18 protein-coding genes are annotated in these 17,602 nt (G+C 54.9%); 9 read left to right on the plus strand and 9 right to left on the minus strand.

The features are described 5' to 3' along the window. Positions 1-10 precede the first annotated feature (10 nt). Positions 11-787: a Uxu operon transcriptional regulator gene (uxuR, locus tag ABVR31_RS08285; RefSeq protein ID WP_031280188.1), complete on the plus strand. Its 777-nt coding sequence runs from the start codon at positions 11-13 to the stop codon at positions 785-787. A gap of 427 nt (positions 788-1,214) precedes the next feature. Here uxuR and ABVR31_RS08290 read toward each other — a convergent pair whose 3' ends face one another. From ABVR31_RS08290 to pth, 3 genes are all read right to left on the minus strand, one after another. After that, positions 1,215-1,829, minus strand: coding sequence for a Fic family protein (locus tag ABVR31_RS08290; RefSeq protein ID WP_058757532.1), 615 nt, complete (start codon positions 1,827-1,829; stop codon positions 1,215-1,217). A 398-nt stretch (positions 1,830-2,227) separates the two neighbouring features. Next, entirely contained in the window at positions 2,228-3,319 is a 1,092-nt protein-coding gene (ychF, locus tag ABVR31_RS08295; protein WP_288421818.1) for a redox-regulated ATPase YchF, read from the minus strand. A 107-nt stretch (positions 3,320-3,426) separates the two neighbouring features. Continuing rightward, positions 3,427-4,014 (minus strand): aminoacyl-tRNA hydrolase, encoded by a 588-nt coding sequence (gene pth / locus ABVR31_RS08300; protein WP_021509932.1) that lies wholly within the window; start codon positions 4,012-4,014, stop codon positions 3,427-3,429. 261 nt (positions 4,015-4,275) lie between these two features. On the opposite strand from pth, the gene ychH reads away from it, so the two are divergent. Continuing rightward, positions 4,276-4,554 (plus strand): stress-induced protein YchH, encoded by a 279-nt coding sequence (gene ychH / locus ABVR31_RS08305; protein ID WP_021509933.1) that lies wholly within the window; start codon positions 4,276-4,278, stop codon positions 4,552-4,554. On the opposite strand, the gene ABVR31_RS08310 is transcribed toward ychH, so the two are convergent. The 4 genes from ABVR31_RS08310 to lolB form a co-directional block, all read right to left on the minus strand. Next, positions 4,551-5,720 (minus strand): GGDEF domain-containing protein, encoded by a 1,170-nt coding sequence (locus ABVR31_RS08310; RefSeq protein ID WP_372772399.1) that lies wholly within the window; start codon positions 5,718-5,720, stop codon positions 4,551-4,553. The two genes, ychH and ABVR31_RS08310, sit on opposite strands and share 4 nt — an antisense overlap. A gap of 225 nt (positions 5,721-5,945) precedes the next feature. After that, positions 5,946-6,893: a ribose-phosphate diphosphokinase gene (gene prs, locus ABVR31_RS08315; RefSeq protein WP_006118899.1), complete on the minus strand. Its 948-nt coding sequence runs from the start codon at positions 6,891-6,893 to the stop codon at positions 5,946-5,948. A 137-nt stretch (positions 6,894-7,030) separates the two neighbouring features. Further along, a complete protein-coding gene (gene ispE, locus ABVR31_RS08320) occupies positions 7,031-7,888 on the minus strand; it encodes a 4-(cytidine 5'-diphospho)-2-C-methyl-D-erythritol kinase (protein WP_150057859.1) in 858 nt (285 codons plus the stop codon). After that, complete coding sequence (gene lolB, locus ABVR31_RS08325) at positions 7,885-8,511, minus strand: lipoprotein insertase outer membrane protein LolB (RefSeq protein ID WP_021509937.1); 627 nt, start codon at positions 8,509-8,511, stop codon at positions 7,885-7,887. Before lolB ends, ispE begins: the two co-directional genes overlap by 4 nt. Before the next feature lie 216 nt (positions 8,512-8,727). Here lolB and hemA point away from each other — a divergent pair, with 216 nt between their 5' ends. From hemA to kdsA, 6 genes are read left to right on the plus strand one after another with little or no spacing between them, the layout of a single operon-like run. After that, positions 8,728-9,984, plus strand: coding sequence for a glutamyl-tRNA reductase (hemA, locus tag ABVR31_RS08330; protein WP_021509939.1), 1,257 nt, complete (start codon positions 8,728-8,730; stop codon positions 9,982-9,984). Positions 9,985-10,025: 41 nt separating this feature from the next. After that, positions 10,026-11,108 carry a peptide chain release factor 1 gene (prfA, locus tag ABVR31_RS08335; protein WP_058780680.1) on the plus strand — a complete coding sequence of 361 codons (1,083 nt, stop codon included), beginning with the start codon at positions 10,026-10,028 and terminating at the stop codon, positions 11,106-11,108. Next, complete coding sequence (gene prmC / locus ABVR31_RS08340) at positions 11,108-11,938, plus strand: peptide chain release factor N(5)-glutamine methyltransferase (protein WP_222951931.1); 831 nt, start codon at positions 11,108-11,110, stop codon at positions 11,936-11,938. Before prfA ends, prmC begins: the two co-directional genes overlap by 1 nt. Before the next feature lie 9 nt (positions 11,939-11,947). Beyond that, positions 11,948-12,346: a SirB2 family protein gene (locus ABVR31_RS08345; RefSeq protein WP_222951932.1), complete on the plus strand. Its 399-nt coding sequence runs from the start codon at positions 11,948-11,950 to the stop codon at positions 12,344-12,346. Then, positions 12,343-13,152 (plus strand): invasion regulator SirB1, encoded by an 810-nt coding sequence (gene sirB1 / locus ABVR31_RS08350; protein ID WP_021509943.1) that lies wholly within the window; start codon positions 12,343-12,345, stop codon positions 13,150-13,152. The genes ABVR31_RS08345 and sirB1 overlap by 4 nt, the downstream gene beginning before the upstream one ends. A gap of 27 nt (positions 13,153-13,179) precedes the next feature. After that, complete coding sequence (gene kdsA, locus ABVR31_RS08355) at positions 13,180-14,034, plus strand: 3-deoxy-8-phosphooctulonate synthase (RefSeq protein ID WP_021509944.1); 855 nt, start codon at positions 13,180-13,182, stop codon at positions 14,032-14,034. 299 nt (positions 14,035-14,333) lie between these two features. Here kdsA and ABVR31_RS08360 read toward each other — a convergent pair whose 3' ends face one another. Together ABVR31_RS08360 and chaA are read right to left on the minus strand one after the other, a co-directional pair. Then, complete coding sequence (locus ABVR31_RS08360; RefSeq protein ID WP_222951933.1) at positions 14,334-15,023, minus strand: hypothetical protein; 690 nt, start codon at positions 15,021-15,023, stop codon at positions 14,334-14,336. A gap of 691 nt (positions 15,024-15,714) precedes the next feature. Then, positions 15,715-16,806, minus strand: a complete 1,092-nt coding sequence (gene chaA, locus ABVR31_RS08365; protein ID WP_058757491.1) for a sodium-potassium/proton antiporter ChaA — start codon at positions 16,804-16,806, stop codon at positions 15,715-15,717. 369 nt (positions 16,807-17,175) lie between these two features. Between chaA and chaB the strand changes: the two genes are divergently transcribed. After that, positions 17,176-17,406 (plus strand): putative cation transport regulator ChaB, encoded by a 231-nt coding sequence (gene chaB, locus ABVR31_RS08370; RefSeq protein ID WP_021313035.1) that lies wholly within the window; start codon positions 17,176-17,178, stop codon positions 17,404-17,406. Positions 17,407-17,602: the final 196 nt, after the last annotated feature.

Below are 17,602 nucleotides of genomic sequence, written 5' to 3' on the forward strand. Positions count from 1 at the left end.
AAAGAGCGTTATGAAACCACAAGCTTCAGCACAGCGACCCTATCAGGAAGTGGGCGAGATGCTTCGCAACATGATTACGCAGAAACAGTACGCGATTGGTGAGCGGTTGCCGCCGGAGCGTGAACTGGCGATGCTGCTGAACGTCACGCGCACGCTGGTGCGTGAGGCGCTGATTATGCTGGAGCTGGAAGGGTTGATTGAAGTGCGGCGTGGCGCAGGCATTTATGTGATCAACGACACGCCGGCACCGCGTGCCGCTGCGCAAACCGCCTGCAATGCGGCCGGTCCGTTTGAGATGCTACAGGCCCGCCAGCTGCTGGAAAGTAATATCGCCGAATTCGCTGCGTTACAGGCGACGCGCGAGGACATCATCAAAATGCGCCAGGCGCTGGCGCTGGAAGAGCGCGAACTGGCGTCAGGCGCAGTGAACGACAGCGAAAACGGCGACCGCAATTTCCACCTGGCGATTGCCGAAGCCACGCACAACAGCATGCTGGTGGAGCTGTTCAAACAATCCTGGCAGTGGCGCGAAGACAACGTGATGTGGAGCCAGCTGCACCGGCATCTGATCAACACCAACTACCGCAAAAAGTGGCTCGACGATCATAAAAAGATCCTCGCCGCCTTAATCAAGAAAGACGCGCGCGCCGCGAAACAGGCGATGTGGCAGCACCTGGAAAACGTCAAGCAACTGCTGCTGGAGTTCTCCGATGTGGACGACATCGATTTCGACGGCTATCTGTTTGAGTCATGGCCGCTGTATGCCACTAACGGATCGGATAATTAGCCTGGCGTAGCTGCTTCAGTAATCATTCGCGCGGCCGCGTTGCTGCCATTCAGTCAATGAAACCGCAATTCGCACAATAGCCGTAGCGGCGCGATTCATCGCCTTGCGTGGGGTTTATTTACCGGGCTCATGAGATTGTTTGAAGCCTGATGGGACATCAGCTTGCCGAGCCAGAAGGGAACGTGATGTTGGTTCAAAGCTTTGATATACTCTTGAGGCTATGGTGTCTTACGCAACTGCACTGATGTAGAGAGGGCTTAATGACCAACAACAGAAAAAAAGCGCACTCAGGTTATGCTAAACCTTCTCGCTCCGATATCATTCGTTCAGTAGCAACGTCAACGGCTGTTGAAACCGGCCAGTCCTCAGCTAGCGTCGAGGCCTCACTTGAAGCCGCGCGCAAAAAATTCGCGCATCTTCGACTGGCTTAGTGCCTTCTCAGTGCCCGACTGACCCAGTATTTCATTGGCGCGTAGTCCATTGACATACCAGCATGAATAGCCGAAATATACTGGGTTTTATTCTGCTCCCAGCTTTGATAATCCAGCGGTTTGTATCCTCCCTGAACCGCCATGACATCCGCTAACAGCCGCGACAAACGTCCGTTTCCTTCTCTGAAGGGATGTATAAGTATCAGCTCGACATGGGTAACGGCGATAGCAATGATGAGTTCTTCTTCTTCCATGACGTTACAGGGCGTGTAATGCGCAAGATACTTGTTGTATTCGTTCAGCAGTTTTGGCAATTGTGCTGAAGGCGCAAACATAAAACCACCCTTGCTAATATTGACCGTTCTCTCTTGTCCAGCCCATTCGTAGATGTTACCCAGCCAGCGGCGATGCCAGCTTTTTAGTAGCGCGACGTTAAGTTTCCCTTCGGGAAAGTTTTCTTCAAAAACTGACTGGTAGAGTTGTTCTAACAGAACAAGTTCTGCCTCGTTCATCTCAGTGGAATCGGTGAGCCCCAGCTTATTGGCCATGACCTGCTCGCCTGAGTCTTTTTCAAACTTACCTTCACTGCCAGCAACATGGTATCGGCTCATGAGTGCGCTCTGTAATAATGACAAACGAAGCGTAAGTATATTTAGGTCCATCAGGTTTATCAGCCAATCCTGCCCCGAAACCTTTCGTTCATCAGGATAAGTTAAATTGCTGTATATCCAGGGAGTACCGTTGGTTGCAGCCAGGCTGTACCTCAATAGCATCAGCCCGGTTGCCCGTTTCGATCAAACAGGTAATGTGGTTCGGTAAGGGGAGCTATAAGTAGCGCTGCAGCCGAGATTTTGACCAGCCGCCGTAAAGAGTGCGATGTGACTGGCGCTGGCAATTTATCCCCGCCCGTAAAAAGCATGTAATAAAAAATCCACGCAATTGCGTGGATTTTATAGTTATTGCGCTCTCTATGAGGCTCGGTGAAACCTCATGAGACGGCACATTTTATTTAAACGTTAAACAGGAAGTTCATCACATCGCCATCTTTCACGATGTACTCTTTACCTTCTGAACGCATTTTGCCGGCTTCTTTCGCACCCTGTTCACCTTTGTATGTGATGAAATCTTCGAACGCGATGGTCTGAGCGCGGATAAAGCCTTTCTCGAAGTCGGTGTGGATTTTACCGGCTGCCTGCGGTGCGGTGGCGCCAACCGGGATGGTCCAGGCACGTACTTCTTTCACGCCTGCGGTGAAGTAAGTCTGCAGGTTGAGCAGGGCGTAACCGGCGCGGATCACGCGGTTGAGGCCCGGCTCTTCCAGGCCCAGTTCGGCCATGAATTCGTCGCGCTCTTCATCTTCCAGCTCGGCGATGTCCGATTCCACTGCCGCACAGACCGGCACCACCACTGAGCCTTCGGCTTCAGCAATCGCGCGCACCTGGTCGAGATACGGGTTGTTCTCGAAACCGTCTTCATTAACGTTGGCGATGTACATGGTCGGCTTCAGCGTCAGGAAGCTGAGATAGCGGATCGCTGCTTTCTCATCGGCGTCCAGCGACAGCGAGCGCAGCATACCGGCGTTTTCCAGATGCGGCAGGCACTTCTCCAGCGCGGCCAGTTCCGCCTTAGCATCTTTGTCGCCGCCTTTGGCTTTCTTCTGGCAGCGCTGAATGGCACGTTCGCAGGTGTCGAGATCCGACAGCGCCAGCTCGGTGTTGATGACATCAATATCTTCCGCCGGGTTTACTTTACCGGAGACGTGGATGATGTTGTCGTTTTCAAAGCAGCGTACCACGTGGCCGATAGCTTCAGTTTCGCGGATGTTGGTCAGGAACTGGTTGCCCAGGCCTTCACCTTTCGACGCGCCTTTTACCAGACCGGCGATGTCCACGAACTCCATGGTGGTTGGCACCACGCGCTGTGGCTTAACAATTTCGCTCAGCTGATCGAGGCGCAGGTCAGGCATCGGCACCACGCCGGTGTTGGGCTCGATGGTGCAGAACGGAAAGTTGGCTGCTTCGATACCCGCTTTGGTCAGCGCGTTGAACAGGGTGGATTTACCGACGTTCGGCAGGCCCACAATACCGCATTTAAATCCCATGATCTTACCTTTCTCACTGAGTGTGCAGCGCTGGCAGACAGCGCCGACTGATTCAAAAATTTTCGCGCATTATACACAGAATTCCCTGCGGCGGCGCGGGAATTGGCTTAGCTGGCTTTGAAGGCGTGCAGGCGGTTCATCGCCTTGATCTTGTCCTCTTTCAGCCACAGCTCGGTGCAGCGCACCGCTTCGTCGACCGCCTCGTCAATCAGTTTCTGCTCGCTGGCCGGTGCCTTGCCGAGCACAAATCCTGTGACCTTGTTACGATCGCCCGGATGGCCGATACCGACGCGCAGGCGATGAAAATTGTTGTTATTACCGAGCTTGCTGATGATGTCTTTCAGGCCATTATGACCGCCATGGCCGCCGCCCTGTTTGAATTTCGCCACGCCTGGCGGCAGGTCCATTTCATCGTGTGCCACCAGAATCTCTTCCGGCGTAATGCGATAGAACGTCGCCATCGCCGCCACCGCTTTGCCGCTCAGGTTCATAAAGGTGGTAGGCACCAGCAGGCGCACATCCTCGCCGGCCAGCGACAGGCGCGCGGTGTAGCCGAAAAACTTCGGCTCCTCTTTGAGAGACTGATTATGGCGCGAGCAAAGTAAATCCACATACCAGGCACCAGCGTTATGGCGCGTTGCCGCGTATTCAGCGCCGGGATTGGCCAGCCCCACAATCAGTTTAATGCTGCTCACGATGTTTATCCTGTCTCGCTGCGAAAGGGCGATAGTTTACTGCCTGCCGGCGGGGATGACAAAGGGCGCAATGACAGATTAATGACCAAAGGTGACTAATCAATTTCTATCGAAATCAATGTGCTGGCGGTAAAGTTTTGTCAGACATTGTGAAGGATGTGTGATCCTGTACGCATCTTAACCGCCAGCCATTGCCTAAACTTATGGCCAGTTAACCAAACGTGCTGTTTTCTGCGTTGCTGAAAAGGATGGAGGTGAATCATGAAACGTCAACACTGCCGCACCGTCGGTAATGGTTTGATGTGTCTCGGCTTGTTAACCATGGTACTCGGGGTGGGTTATTCCATCATTAACCAGCTGCCGTCGGTCAACCTGCCACAGTTCCTCGCGCATGGAGCGATGTTCAGTATTTTCGTGGGTGCGCTACTGTGGCTGGTCGGCGCACGCGTCAGCGGGCGGGAGAGGGTGGAAGACCGCTATTACTGGTTGCGTCACTACGGTGATAAACGCTGCCGTCGCGATCACCACTCAACGCACTAACCGGCTTCCGCCATTGCCGCCTGCGGCGTCTGATAACCTTCGACGCGGTTACGTCCGGCGGCTTTAGCGCGATACAAGGCTTCATCAGCCAGCGCCAGCAGGGAGGGAAACGCCTGATGACGCTGGCTGGCAGTGGCAAAGCCAATGCTCACTGTATAACCGATGTCGTTGGGTAGCGACAGCTGTGTCGCCAGCCGGATACGCTCACAGATGCGCTGCGCCTGCTCACTGTCGCCAGGAAGCAACGCGGCAAACTCCTCACCGCCCAGCCGGGCAAACTGACCCTCAACCGGCATTAACGCTTTTACCACCTGACAAAAATCCACCAGCACCCGATCCCCCTGCTGATGGCCATAGCGATCGTTAATGCTTTTGAAATGATCGAGGTCGAACAGCACTGCACTGTAAATATAGGGCTGCGGCAAACGTGCGTGGCGCAGCAGCAGTTTTTCTGCGGCCTCAAACAATGCGCGCCGGTTCCAGACGCCGGTAAGCGGATCGTGCAGCGACGCCAGCTTATGGGCGATCTGCGTACGCTCATTGACCATCGCCAGGATAGTGAATGTCAGGCCGATGACGAAGAGGATCGACTCCAGAATCACATACACCGAAAAGCCGGACCCGCCAATGGCGCCCGGTACGGGGGTGGCTACCGCATCGTCAAGGAAAATGCGCGCCAGATGGAACAGTAAGTGGATCCACAGCAGTATCTGCGCGGGCCAGAAAGTGACGGTCAGCGAGGCGCGTGCCTGCCACTGCAGACGAATCAGCGCGGCGGTAAAGATGATGCACAGCAGGCACATGACCAGCACGCGTTTCGGCTGGCCGTGATAGAACTGCGGAAAGGCACAAAGCAGCGCCCACAACAGCGCGCCAGTGATCCAGCAAAAACCGAGCGGAAGGCGGCAAAAAGTACGAAAGGCGTTGAGCAGGGTGCCGTAGGCCAGCAGCATGATGACATTCCCGACCGCCACCGGCAAAAAGTGTAAACCGGCGCTGCGCAGGCTGCTGAGCAGCACGGCGGCAAGCGTCAGTATTAGCGTCAGTGTGGTAAAACCCAGCACCCGGTCGTACTGCGCCCCGACCCAGGCAAAAATCAAAATAATGCTCAGAAACCCCAGCACGTAGAGCTCGCAAATAAACAACGTATAAATGTCGAGTGGCATGGTGGTCGGAGTTCTCAGCAAAAGTGTGGTGAAAAATATCACTAATCACTGGACCGCTAAAGCCCGGATGCGCTTGTCTGATAAAAAGAGTGGAAGGCGGGGAGATTGGCGGATTTTGAGGCCATTTATCGCGCAAATAGTGGCAGCGGAAGCGGCTTTATCGGGGTGTTACTCCGCGCACAGGCAATAAAAAACCGGGCAGGGCGCCCGGTTTTTCGCGAACAATTAATGTTCGAACATCGCCGAAATCGATTCTTCGTTGCTGATACGACGAATGGCTTCGGCCAGCATGCCAGACAGCGTCAGCGTACGCACGTTTGGCAGTGACTTCATCTCTTCCGACAGCGGAATAGTGTCGCAAACAATCACCTGATCAATCACTGATTTGCGCAGATTTTCCACCGCGTTGCCAGAGAAGATTGGATGGGTGGCGTAAGCGAACACGCGTTTCGCGCCGCGCTCTTTCAGTGCTTCAGCCGCTTTGCACAGCGTACCGCCGGTGTCGATCATATCGTCGACCAGTACGCAATCACGACCGGCAACGTCACCGATGATGTGCATCACCTGCGACACGTTCGCACGCGGGCGACGTTTGTCGATGATGGCCATGTCGGTGTCGTTGAGCAGTTTGGCGATAGCGCGAGCGCGCACTACGCCACCGATGTCCGGCGAAACCACAATCGGGTTTTCCAGACCAATCTGCAGCATATCTTCCAGCAAAATCGGGCTACCGAACACGTTATCCACCGGGACATCAAAGAAGCCCTGGATCTGTTCAGCGTGCAGGTCAACCGTTAGTACACGGTCCACGCCGACGCTGGAGAGGAAATCAGCCACAACTTTGGCGGTAATTGGCACGCGGGCAGAACGCACGCGGCGGTCCTGACGGGCATAGCCAAAGTAAGGGATTACAGCAGTAATACGACCAGCAGAAGCCCGACGCAGTGCGTCGACCATCACAACCAGCTCCATCAAGTTATCATTGGTGGGGGCACAGGTGGACTGGATGATGAAAATATCACCACCGCGTACATTTTCATTAATCTGTACACTTACTTCGCCATCGCTGAAACGGCCGACAGCGGCGTCTCCGAGGCTGGTGTAAAGGCGGTTGGCAATACGTTGTGCTAGTTCCGGGGTGGCGTTACCAGCAAATAGCTTCATATCAGGCACGAGAAGAACCTCAGGCTTGGCGTCCAGAGAATGAACCGCTCAAAAATAACCGGCGAATACATTTGAGCCTGTTCATACGGGTGTGTTAATGCGTCACGTGCAGTGTCTGGAACAGGGTGACACTGTCACGTTTACGCTTAGAGCCCGGAAAGGGTACGCTGTAACGGCGAGAGATTAAGCCCACGCGCCACAAATCCGCACATCCATTTCGGGGCAAGCTCCAGCACCTGACGAGCAGCGGACTCGGTGTCAAATTCAGCAAACACGCAAGCGCCGGTCCCTGTCAGGCGCGACGGCGCGTATTCTAGCAGCCAGGAAAGCAGCGCATCAACCTCACGAAAACGTTTTCTTGCTACCGCTTCACAATCATTGTGAAAAGGACGCTGCAACAGTTCATCTAATGTGCGTATTGGTGAATCGCGCGTCAGTTCAGGATCGCGAAACAGATCCGGGGTGGCGATGCTGACGCCAGGATGGGCCACCAGATACCATTTTTCCGCCGGAAACGCGGGCTGCAATTGCTCGCCGACCCCTTCGGCAAACGCCGCATGGCCGCGCACGAATACCGGCACATCGGCACCGAGGCGCACGCCAAGCGTAGCCAGCTCATCCACGCTGAGCTGGGTGCGCCACAGATGGTTCAGCGCCACCAGCACCGTCGCGGCATCAGACGAGCCACCGCCCAGACCACCGCCCATCGGCAGGCGCTTCTCCAGCGCGATCCGGGCACCGGCCTGCGGCGGCAGGGTGCCTTTGTCCGCCGCTGCGGCACGTAGCGCCAGCGCCGCCCGCACGATCAGGTTGTCTTCATCGGCCACGCCGTCGAGCGGCGTCAGCAGGGTGATATTGCCGCTGTTATCCGGGGTAATCTCCAGGGTGTCGCCAACATCGAGAAACTGAAACAGCGTCTGCAAATTGTGGTAGCCGTCTGCACGACGGCCGGTAATGTAGAGAAACAGGTTGAGCTTTGCCGGCGCGGGCCAGGTGGTGATCATTGTGTGGTCCAGCTATCCATGCGCAGTTTGATGCGCTGACCGCCTTCGGTCAGTTCGAGGTTGGCCGGCAGCGGCGGGTTCACCTTGCTGTCGTAATCGCTGATATTCACCTTCCACTGCTGGCCGTTGCGGCTGTAGGTCAGGCTTTGCAGCTGATAATTGTTGTTCAGCTGATAGTCGCTGGCGTCGCCAGGCAGACCCATCATCCACTGACGCAGGTTCGCCAGCGGAATATCCATGCCGGTGAGCTGGGAAATCATCTTCTCCGCGTCGTTGCTGACGTAGCGTTTGCCTTTGTTATCGACAATCTGCACCACCGAACCCTGCGCGTCGAGCTGCAGTTCTGTGCTGCCGAGCGGGTTAGTCAGCAGCAGACGGTAACGGTCTGCAGCAGTTTGCTGCCAGTTGAAGCGGGCATAAACCTTCTGCTTATCCGACAGATAGGCAAACGCGCCGCGCGTCTGGTACTGGGTAATTTTCGCTACCGCCTGCTGATGTTGCTGCCACTGCGGCGATGTCGTGCTGGGACCGGGACCTTGCTGGGGTTTGTTGATGCTACAGGCAGCCAGCAACACGCTGGCAAGGGGCAAAAGGCGCAACAGCTGGCGCGGGGGCAAATGCATCACGTGGTCGTCTCCTCAGACACGTTTTTACGTCGTAACCGGTAACGCTAACCATCCGTCTCTGTGCCGTCAATGGCGATGTCAGGATAATTGCGCACGATCAGTTTAATCTTATTACAGTCATAGGCTTTGTATGGCTTTTCTTGATCTGTTGCATCTTGTAGAATGCGCAGCACAAAACCTGACAATTATTGGGACTTCCCAACCCGAATCACCATGACGCTGCTTGCTCTCGGAATCAACCACAAAACCGCACCTGTTGCGCTGCGCGAACGTGTTTCGTTCACGCCAGACACGCTGGACCAGGCGCTGAACAGCTTGCTGTCTCAGCCGATGGTGCAGAGCGGGGTGGTGCTTTCTACCTGTAACCGGACGGAACTCTACCTCAGCGTAGAGCAGCAGACCGATCTGCAGGAGCAGCTGGTGCGCTGGTTGTGCGAGTATCACGACTTACGTGAAGAGGACGTGCGCAACAGCCTGTACTGGCATCAGGATAACGCGGCGGTCAGCCACCTGATGCGCGTGGCCAGCGGACTCGACTCGCTGGTGCTGGGCGAGCCACAGATTCTCGGTCAGGTCAAAAAAGCCCATGCTGACTCCTCGCGCGACCATGCGCTGAGCAGCGAGCTGGAACGCATGTTCCAGAAAACCTTCTCGGTGGCCAAGCGCGTGCGCACCGAAACCGAAATCGGCGCCAGCGCGGTGTCGGTCGCCTTTGCTGCCTGCTCCTTAGCCCGTCAGATTTTCGAATCACTTAGCAGCGTTAACGTGCTGCTGGTTGGTGCCGGTGAAACCATCGAACTGGTGGCGCGCCACCTGCGCGAACACAGCGTGCGCAAACTGATGATCGCCAACCGCACGCGTGAACGCGCACAGCTGCTGGCGGACGAAGTCGGCGCCGAAGTGATTGGCCTTGCCGATATCGAAACCCGCCTGGCCGATGCCGATATCATTATCTCCTCCACCGCCAGTCCGCTGCCGATTATTGGCAAAGGCATGGTGGAACGGGCGCTGAAGGCGCGCCGCAATCAGCCTATGCTGCTGGTGGATATCGCCGTGCCGCGCGATGTTGAGCCGGAAGTGGGCAAGCTGGCCAACGCTTATCTGTACAGCGTGGATGATCTGCAGGCGATCATCGAGCAGAACATGGCGCAGCGCAAAGCGGCGGCGGTGCAGGCGGAAAGCATTGTGGTGCAGGAGAGCGGTGAATTCATGGCCTGGCTGCGCGCGCAAAGCGCCGGTGAGACCATCCGCGAATACCGCGCGCAGGCTGACGACGTGCGCGCCGAGCTGCAGGATCGTGCGCTGGCGGCATTGCGTCAGGGTGCTGATGCCGAAAAAGTCTTGCAGGAGCTGGCACACAAGCTCACCAACCGTTTAATTCATGCACCAACCAAATCACTGCAGCAGGCCGCGCGCGACGGCGACAGCGAACGCCTGCAGATCTTACGTGACAGCCTCGGTTTAGAGTAATCTGGTCTGTCACGACCTATCACTGGGATACCCTCTATTAGATGAAGAGCTCGATTGTTGCCAAGCTGGAAGCGCTGCAGGAACGCCATGAAGAAGTTGAAGCGTTACTGGGCGATGCCGGCGTAATTGGCGATCAGGACCGTTTCCGCGCGTTATCACGTGAATATGCCCAGCTGAGCGACGTCACCCGTTGTTTCCGCGAATGGCAGCAGGTGCAGGAAGATGTCGAAACGGCTGAAATGCTGCTCGACGATGCGGAAATGCGCGACATGGCGCAGGAAGAGTTAAAGCTGTCGCGCGACAAGCGCGAGGTGCTGGAACAGCAGCTTCAGGTGCTGCTGCTGCCGAAAGATCCCGACGATGAACGTCCGTGTTTTATCGAAGTGCGTGCCGGTACCGGTGGCGACGAAGCGGCGATTTTCGCCGGCGATCTGTTCCGCATGTACAGTCGCTATGCCGAAGCGCGTCGCTGGCAGGTGGAGATCATGAGCGCCAACGATGGCGAGCATGGCGGCTACAAAGAAGTCATTGCGCGTATCACCGGTGATGGCGCCTATGGCCGCATGAAGTTTGAATCCGGCGGCCATCGCGTGCAGCGCGTGCCGGAAACCGAATCGCAGGGGCGCATTCACACCTCCGCCTGTACCGTGGCGGTGATGCCGGAGCTGCCGGAAGCCGAACTGCCGGACATCAATCCGGGCGATCTGAAAATCGACACCTTCCGCTCTTCCGGCGCAGGCGGTCAGCACGTTAACACCACCGATTCGGCGATCCGTATCACCCACCTGCCAACCGGCATCGTGGTGGAGTGCCAGGATGAGCGCTCGCAGCACAAAAACAAAGCCAAAGCGCTGGCGGTGCTGGGCGCACGTATTCACGCGGCGGAAATGGCAAAGCGCCAGGCGGCGGAAGCCTCAACGCGGCGTAACCTGCTGGGCAGCGGCGACCGTTCCGACCGTATTCGTACCTATAACTTCCCGCAGGGGCGCGTGACCGATCACCGCATCAACCTGACGCTCTACCGCCTCGACGAAACCATGGAAGGCAAACTGGATACGCTGATCGAGCCGATTGTGCAGGAGTATCAGGCTGACCAGCTGGCCGCACTGGCCGGGCAGGAGTGATGAACGTCCGGCGCTGGCTGCAGCAGGCGCAGGCTGCGTTGTGCGGAGGCGATAGCCCGAAGCGCGACGCGGAGATTCTGCTGGGTTTTGTCACCGGCAAATCGCGCAGCTGGCTGATAGCGTTTGACGACAGCCCGCTCGATGATGCGCAACTGGCGCAGCTGGAGACGTTACTGGCACGCCGCGTGCGCGGTGAGCCGATTGCGCATCTGGTGGGCGAACGCGAGTTCTGGTCGCTGCCGCTGCGCGTCAGTGATGCCACGCTGATTCCGCGTCCGGATACCGAAGTGCTGGTGGAGCAGGCGCTGCTGCGGCTGCCCGCGACGCCTTCCGCGGTGCTCGATCTCGGTACCGGCACCGGCGCCATTGCGCTGGCGCTGGCCAGCGAGCGGCCCGATTGCCAGATTACCGGCTGCGACCGCATCGCCGCCGCGGTTGCGCTGGCGCAGGACAACGCCCAGCGCCTGCACCTCACCAACGCCGGATTTGTGCGCAGCCACTGGTTCGACGATCTGCCCGCCCAACGTTTCGATCTGATTGTCAGCAATCCGCCTTACATTGATGCCGCCGATGAACATCTGCAGCAGGGTGACGTGCGTTTTGAGCCGCTCAGCGCGCTGGTGGCGGAGGAGGCCGGGCTGGCCGATTTACGATTAATCATTGAACGCGCGCCGCACTGGTTGCAACCGCAGGGTTGGCTGCTGCTGGAACACGGCTGGCAGCAGGGCGAGGCTGTACGCGCGCTGCTGACCCGTAATGGCTTTCAGGCGGTCACCACCGTTGAGGATTACGGCGGCAATCCGCGCGTCACGCTTGGACAACTTACTTAAGGAAGCACTATGGCCAGCTGGTATCCGCTGATAAAAAATTTCCATCTGCTGACGGTCGCGATCACCATCACGCTGTTTCTGCTGCGTTTTTACTGGCTGACCACCGGATCTGCCCAGCTGCAACGGCGCTGGGTGCGCATTGCGCCGCACGTCAACGATACATTCCTGCTGCTCAGCGGTGCACTGCTGGTGCTGATTACCCACTTTTATCCGTTTACCCCACAAGGAAGCTGGCTGACGGAGAAGCTGTTAGCGGTTATCATCTACATCGCCTTAGGTTCCGTGGCATTGAGTCGTCGCCCGCGCAGCATGGCGACCCGCTGGGTCGCCTGTTTAGTCGCCGTGGTCGCATTATTGCTGGTGATTAAACTGGCGATGACCAAAATGCCGTTATTGGGGATAGTATGACCTCGCCAGTGCAACTTGATTACAGTGAAACACCGTTAAGTGAAGCGGTGATTGGCGCGACCTGCGCCATACGCAATGATTTTTCCGCGCCTTCCGTCCAGCAGCAGCTGGCTGACCTGGTTGAAGAGGCGCGGCGCTATGTCAGTAGCGAACAGGATGCGGATCTGCAGCTGGAGAAGCTGCTCGATCTGTTTTACCAGCAGTGGGGCTTTGGCGGTGCCAGCGGCGTGTACAATCTGTCAGACGCGCTGTGGATCGATAAAGTGCTGAAGAGCCGGCAGGGAACGGCGGTGTCGCTCGGCGTGATTCTGCTGCACATTGCGGATGAGCTTGAGCTGCCGCTGATGCCGGTGATTTTCCCGACGCAGCTGATACTGCGTGCCGACTGGCTCGACGGTGAAATGTGGCTGATCAATCCGTTTAACGGTGAGACGCTCGACACCCACACGCTGGAAGTGTGGCTGAAGGGCAACATCAGCCCGACGGCAAAGCTCTATTCTGACGACCTCGACGAAGCAAAAACCGTCAGCGTGATGCGCAAAATGCTCGACACGCTGAAAGCGGCGCTGATGGATGAGAAGCAGATGGAGCTGGCGCTCAACGTCAGCCAGGTGCTGCTGCAAATCGACCCGGACGATCCCTATGAGATTCGCGACCGCGGTTTGATTTACGCCCAGCTGGAGTGCGAGCATATCGCACTGACCGATTTGACCTATTTCGTTGAACAGTGTCCTGAAGACCCAGTCAGCGAGATGATTAAAGTGCAGATCCACGCAATTGAACAGAAACAGGTGACGCTGCACTAAGCGTCCCCCGACATTTAAGGAAAGGGCATGACACAGAAAGTAGTGAGTATCGGCGATATCAAGGTCGCAAACGATCTGCCATTTGTTCTCTTCGGCGGCATGAACGTGCTGGAATCCCAGGATCTCGCCATGCGCATCTGCGAACATTACGTGAAGGTAACCGACAAGCTCGGCATTCCGTATGTGTTCAAAGCCTCTTTTGACAAAGCCAACCGCTCTTCCATCAAGTCTTACCGTGGTCCTGGCCTCGACGAAGGCATGAAAATTTTCCAGGCGCTGAAGCAGGCGTTCGGCGTGAAAATTATCACTGACGTGCACGAAAGCTGGCAGGCGCAGCCGGTCGCCGATGTGGTGGACGTGATTCAGCTGCCGGCCTTCCTGGCGCGTCAGACCGACCTGGTGGAAGCGATGGCGAAAACCGGTGCCGTGATCAACGTGAAGAAGCCGCAGTTCGTCAGCCCGGGCCAGATGGGCAATATCGTCGATAAGTTTGCCGAAGGTGGCAACGACAAGGTGATTCTGTGCGATCGCGGCAGCAACTTCGGGTATGACAACCTGGTGGTTGATATGCTCGGTTTCAACGTGATGAAGAAAGTCACTAATAACAGCCCGGTGATTTTTGACGTCACCCATGCGCTGCAGACGCGCGATCCGTTTGGCGCGGCCTCTGGCGGTCGTCGTGCGCAGGTTGCCGAACTGGCGCGTGCGGGCATGGCGGTAGGCATCGCCGGTCTGTTCATCGAAGCGCACCCGGAGCCGAACAGCGCCAAATGCGACGGCCCGTCCGCGCTGCCGCTTGATAAGCTGGAACCGTTCCTGGCGCAGATGAAAGCGATTGATGATCTGGTTAAAAGCTTCCCGGAGCTGGATACCAGTAACTGATTTGTCATAGCAACAGCAAAGGCACCCGCGGGTGCCTTTGTAATAGAATGGTTAATTCTGTCGCAGGCGCTTAACAACGAAGGGATTACATAAAGTATCAACTGAAATTGACCGTCAAAACCATCTAAAATATTTCACGTAAATAGCACCCATGGCAATGACCCACAGTAGAGTCAATAACAGCCCATAATGAGGGAAAAGCGCTGTCAAAAGTATTCCACCTGCTACCGCCGCAATCACCGGTATTAGTGAAAAAAAAGACTGACTTAACCATGCATAGAACCAGGAAAAGATTCGTTTCATTTTGTCAGTAACCGTTCTACTAATGCCAGTATTTGCTCATCATTTGTTGAGCCGGATTTCTTTAAGTAAATAATTTTAGACATTTCAGGCTCTATGAGATAATAAAGCATTTCTAATTTCTGTTGATACAGATCGAAATAATATTCCGGATCCGCAAATTTTAAATGCTGAGCTGCTGTTGCAGCGATTTGTATTTTCCCATAAAATTTTAAAACTGTGACACTATAAAGCGAGGTCTGGTCAATCACATCAACCAGCGAACTCTTAAAAACTTTAGATTCGGTAACTATGCGCGCGATAAGAAATGAAATGGTGAGTTTTGAAGCTTTACCGCTTGTATAATTAGCCGCCTTTTCAGCAAGTTGGCGCACCAGATTTTGAACATTATGTTCACTGAGACGCGCAAGTTTTTTTCTAAAGTAGATTTCAACCATATCAAGGATGACATCATGTCGTGAAAAAACCTGTGGCAGAGCTGAAAACATACGAACATCTTCATTTCTCAGTCGTTTACACACATCTTTGTAATCATCAAAAACGCAGGAACCATACCAGCTAACTCTTTCAATGCCCGAGGCAACTGTGATACTGGCGGTTCGCGTTTCTTCACGCAGTTGCGCCAGTGCTTTTTCAAAATTGAGTGCAATGGTACGATCGGCCTGAAGCTTCAATTTCAGATACGACATGGTTAATCATCCCTTACTGTAGAAATCCTTAAGAAACGATTATATACTTATCATATCTTGTTGCAAGGAGCATACATGAAATGAAACGGATACTATTACTAATTGTCTTAACGCTAGGCTACGCAATTATTATTCCTGAGGTCATGTTCAGGTTCCTTTCCGAATCATCGTATATGCTGTTAGGTAAATTAGTGAACCCTTTTCATGTTTTTTTATCGACCATTGATGCGTTGATTATCGCAACTATTTTATTATCTGCTTTTCTCTCATGGTTGACATTAAAGCTGATAGCGTCCATCGCTAAGCGGTAAGGTTTTAACGTACAAGCAGCATTTTGATACGGTGTCGGCGCTGAAAAGAATGTAAATCAATTGACGTATGGATTATTTACAGGCAATCATAAATAATGACTGGCAGCCAGAGTGCATGCGGTGAACATTTTAACTTCTTCGGGTAAACAGAAGATTTGCAATAAACTATTCGATTTAAGGCTTAATTTTTAGCAAATAGCTGGCAGGGCCAGATGTGCTAACGGCTGTTATTAAGCCGTAAAGATATCTTTATCCAGGTGCGCATTTATGCGCACCCTACATTGTACGGTCGCCGTTCATGACGACCGATTCACCTGATGCACATGAATGCGCACCCTGCGCTGTAGGGTCGCCATTCATGGCGACCACTTCATTTCACATCACAGCATAATCGTCAGCAGATAGCCGGCAAACAGGGCCAGATGCGCTGCGCCGTTGAGCACGTTGGTGCGGCCAGTGGAGAACGAGATGTGGCACAGAATCAGCACCGCGCTCATCACCACCATATGCGGCGGCTCAAGGCCGAAAATCAATTGCTGACCGGTCAGGGTAGCGATAATGGTCACCGTCGGCACCGTCAATGAAATGGTAGCCAGCACCGAACCGAAAAACAGATTCATCGCGCGCTGGACCTGATTCATCAGCACCGCCTTGATTGCGCCCAGACCTTCCGGCGACAGAATCAGCAGCGCGACGAGGAAACCGGTAAACTGCTCCGGCGCGTTCATTTCAGTAAGCAGCATTTCCAGCGAGTTGGCGTTCATCTTGGTCACGCTGATCACCGCAATCAGATGCACAATCAGCCACGCGGTGTGCCACAGCGAGCTGTGCGCGGAAGGTTTGCCGTGATGCGGGTCGCCATCATCGCTCTCGTCTTCATGCTCGTAAACAAACAGGCTCTGGTGGGTTTTGGTCTGAATCAGCAGGAACACGCCGTACATCGCCGCAGAGATCGCCGCAATGATCAGCGCCTGCGTGGTGGTGAAATTGCCGCCGGGCAGGGCATTAGGAAACACCAGCACCAGAATCGCCAGCGGGAAAATGGCGATCATGTACTGCTTCACGCCGGCCAGGTTAACGTACTGGGTGGCAAATTTACGCCCGCCAAGTAGCAGGGCACAGCCCACCAGTCCGGCGGTAACAATCATGATGATGGAGTAGAGCGTATCGCGCATCAGCGCGGGCGCTGCATCGCCGGTCGCCATCAGCGCCGAAATCAGGCTCACTTCCAGAATTACCACTGACAGGCTGAGGATCAGCGAGCCGTAAGGTTCACCTAACCGGTGCGCCAGAACGTCGGCGTGACGTACTACGCTGAAGGCGCTGCTTAAAATCGCTACCAGCGCCAGCAGATTGATGCCGATTACCGGCAGAAGCGCTGTCTGGCCGCCAAAAAAGCTCAGCACCGCCAGCGCCAGAATCGGGAAAATCAGCGAATACTCGCTGTGTCGGGTCTTCTCATGTCCAGCCATGCGCCATCCTCTTCGGCAAAAAGAACAAAAACAGGCAATTGCTGCCTGATAAATATAGTGACTCATCTGACGAAGCGCAGTGTAACTTTTCACCACTGCTCACGCAGATTTTTTACGCGTTTTTACTTTTTGTCATTTTTATCTGAATGAAGCAAAATTCGCATTAATCAGCGAATTAACCCTTTTCATCAGCAGGTTAATAGTGCGTGTTTCTCATCTATCCTGCGTGAAAGGAGGAAGAACAGAACTGAATCATCTGGCCTTATCCCCACTAACCGCCTTTTTTGCTGGCAGAACTATGAAATAGCAGGTTTGCGTTTTTGCCGTTCTCTTCCAGACTTATACAGGGAACCTGAAACAGGAGGAACTATGCCTTATTCATCGAACCGGGAACTGCCGGACAGCGTGCGCCACGTGCTGCCGGGCCATGCGCAAACCATCTACCAAAAGGCGTTTAACAGCGCCTGGGATCAGTATAAAGATGAAGACGATCGTCGCGGTGATGAATCGCGTGAGCAGGTGGCACACAAAGTCGCCTGGGCGGCGGTCAAAAAAGAGTACGCCAAAGGCGAGGACGACAAGTGGCATCCTAAACACTAGCTCCCGCACGGGCCACTGCGGCCCGCTTCACACTTCTCCGCGCTTCGTTCAAGAATCCTGCCAGGCAGCCGATGCTATTTACAGATAATTTCCCCTTTGTGATCGGGGTCAATCTTGAAACGTTTATGGCAAATGCATTACTGTCTTGTCTTAAGTCGACGCCGTGGGCGCCGCCTGTAAAATCGCAGATTCAGGG

The organism is Pantoea sp. WEP, assembly GCF_041678305.1.
Lineage (GTDB): Bacteria > Pseudomonadota > Gammaproteobacteria > Enterobacterales > Enterobacteriaceae > Pantoea > Pantoea dispersa.

Excerpts from the sequence above, each read along its gene's own strand:
- ychH (WP_021509933.1), top strand. The coding sequence starts at position 4,276 with ATGAAACGTCAACACTGCCGCACCGTCGGTAATGGTTTGATGTGTCTC.
- ispE (WP_150057859.1), bottom strand. The coding sequence starts at position 7,888 with ATGATCACCACCTGGCCCGCGCCGGCAAAGCTCAACCTGTTTCTCTAC.
- sirB1 (WP_021509943.1), top strand. The coding sequence starts at position 12,343 with ATGACCTCGCCAGTGCAACTTGATTACAGTGAAACACCGTTAAGTGAA.
- uxuR (WP_031280188.1), top strand. The coding sequence starts at position 11 with ATGAAACCACAAGCTTCAGCACAGCGACCCTATCAGGAAGTGGGCGAG.
- prfA (WP_058780680.1), top strand. The coding sequence starts at position 10,026 with ATGAAGAGCTCGATTGTTGCCAAGCTGGAAGCGCTGCAGGAACGCCAT.
- lolB (WP_021509937.1), bottom strand. The coding sequence starts at position 8,511 with ATGCATTTGCCCCCGCGCCAGCTGTTGCGCCTTTTGCCCCTTGCCAGC.
- chaA (WP_058757491.1), bottom strand. The coding sequence starts at position 16,806 with ATGGCTGGACATGAGAAGACCCGACACAGCGAGTATTCGCTGATTTTC.
- chaB (WP_021313035.1), top strand. The coding sequence starts at position 17,176 with ATGCCTTATTCATCGAACCGGGAACTGCCGGACAGCGTGCGCCACGTG.
- kdsA (WP_021509944.1), top strand. The coding sequence starts at position 13,180 with ATGACACAGAAAGTAGTGAGTATCGGCGATATCAAGGTCGCAAACGAT.
- ABVR31_RS08345 (WP_222951932.1), top strand. The coding sequence starts at position 11,948 with ATGGCCAGCTGGTATCCGCTGATAAAAAATTTCCATCTGCTGACGGTC.
- ABVR31_RS08290 (WP_058757532.1), bottom strand. The coding sequence starts at position 1,829 with ATGAGCCGATACCATGTTGCTGGCAGTGAAGGTAAGTTTGAAAAAGAC.
- hemA (WP_021509939.1), top strand. The coding sequence starts at position 8,728 with ATGACGCTGCTTGCTCTCGGAATCAACCACAAAACCGCACCTGTTGCG.
- prmC (WP_222951931.1), top strand. The coding sequence starts at position 11,108 with ATGAACGTCCGGCGCTGGCTGCAGCAGGCGCAGGCTGCGTTGTGCGGA.
- ABVR31_RS08360 (WP_222951933.1), bottom strand. The coding sequence starts at position 15,023 with ATGTCGTATCTGAAATTGAAGCTTCAGGCCGATCGTACCATTGCACTC.
- ychF (WP_288421818.1), bottom strand. The coding sequence starts at position 3,319 with ATGGGATTTAAATGCGGTATTGTGGGCCTGCCGAACGTCGGTAAATCC.
- ABVR31_RS08310 (WP_372772399.1), bottom strand. The coding sequence starts at position 5,720 with ATGCCACTCGACATTTATACGTTGTTTATTTGCGAGCTCTACGTGCTG.